The sequence below is a fragment of the Mycolicibacterium austroafricanum genome (genome assembly GCF_902705885.1).
Taxonomy (GTDB): domain Bacteria; phylum Actinomycetota; class Actinomycetes; order Mycobacteriales; family Mycobacteriaceae; genus Mycobacterium; species Mycobacterium vanbaalenii_A.
This window is the reverse complement of sequence record NZ_CACSIP010000072.1, coordinates 1-1091: the sequence shown is the minus strand read 5'-3', so window position 1 is coordinate 1091 and position 1091 is coordinate 1. Positions and strand designations below refer to the sequence as shown.

At 64.5% G+C, this 1091-nt stretch carries 1 protein-coding gene; it reads right to left on the bottom strand.

Annotated features, from left to right (window positions below; genetic code table 11):
• Positions 1-985: IS481 family transposase (locus BEMPMBAN_RS30905; RefSeq protein WP_159235286.1), on the bottom strand; the 985-nt coding region annotated here is incomplete at its 3' end.
• Between the last annotated feature and the right edge of the window lie 106 nt (positions 986-1091).

Below are 1091 nucleotides of genomic sequence, written 5' to 3'. Positions count from 1 at the left end.
TGTACTGACCTGAGAGGTTAGGTAAGCGGCTGGCGGGTGCTTGACCCTTGAGTGAGGTGTGGCCGCGGTGGTGATTGTAGTGATGCACCCAGAGCGGGAACTCGGCGCAACGTTCGGCGTCGCTGGTGTAGAGCCGCACGTAGGCCCATTCATCGGCAAGGGTGCGGTGAAATCGCTCCACCTTGCCGTTGGTCTGCGGTCGATAGGGTCGGGTCCTGCGATGCTTGATGTCGCCGAGCGCATCACGGAACGCGTGCGATCTGTAGCAGGAGCCATTGTCGGTCAACACATTTCGCACAGCGATGCCGTTCTCTAGGAACCAGGCGTTGGCCCGGGTCCAGAACTCTGCGGCGGTTTCTTTGCGTTCATCTGTCAGCATTTCCGAGTAGGCCAGCCGGGAGTGGGCATCAAGGGCGGTGTGCAGAAAGTGATAGCCGCGCACCGGGTTGCGGTACTTGCTGAAGACCCCGCTGCTCTTGTCGGCGTTGGAGTTGCGGTTGCCCGCCGTGCGGCCCAGTTTGCGCCAGCCGCCGCCGGCGGGGATCTTGCCGAGTTTCTTGACATCGACATGCACCAGATCGCCGGGAGCAGCGGACTCCATTCGGCGGATGACACGCCCCGTCGGGCGGTCCAGCCATCGCAATCGCGCGACTCGGTAGCGGCGTAAGACCCGATGCACCGTGGACACGTTGAGGCCCAGCAGATAGGCGATTCGGGCCGGGCCCCACCGGCGCAGCACCCGGACTTTGATGATGCGGCGTTCGGTGCGCGTCGGGGTCTGATTGGGGCTGCGATGGGGCCGTGAGCTGCGGTCAGCCATCCCAGCCGGCCCCTCCTGGCGGTAGCGCTGCGCCCACCGCTGGGCGGTGGTGACCGCGACCTGGAACCGTTCGGCGGCTCGGCGCAGCGACCAGCCGTCCTCAACAATGCAACGAGCCAGGCGCAGGCGACCGGTTTCTGACAGCGGGGCGTTACGGTGGACCACGAAGACCTCCAGAGTGAGTGGTGTGTTCCTAGACAGCTCGCACTTCACTCGGAGGTCTTCTTCATGTCACCACGCCACGCCGTCCCTAACGTCCGTGGTCGGTACA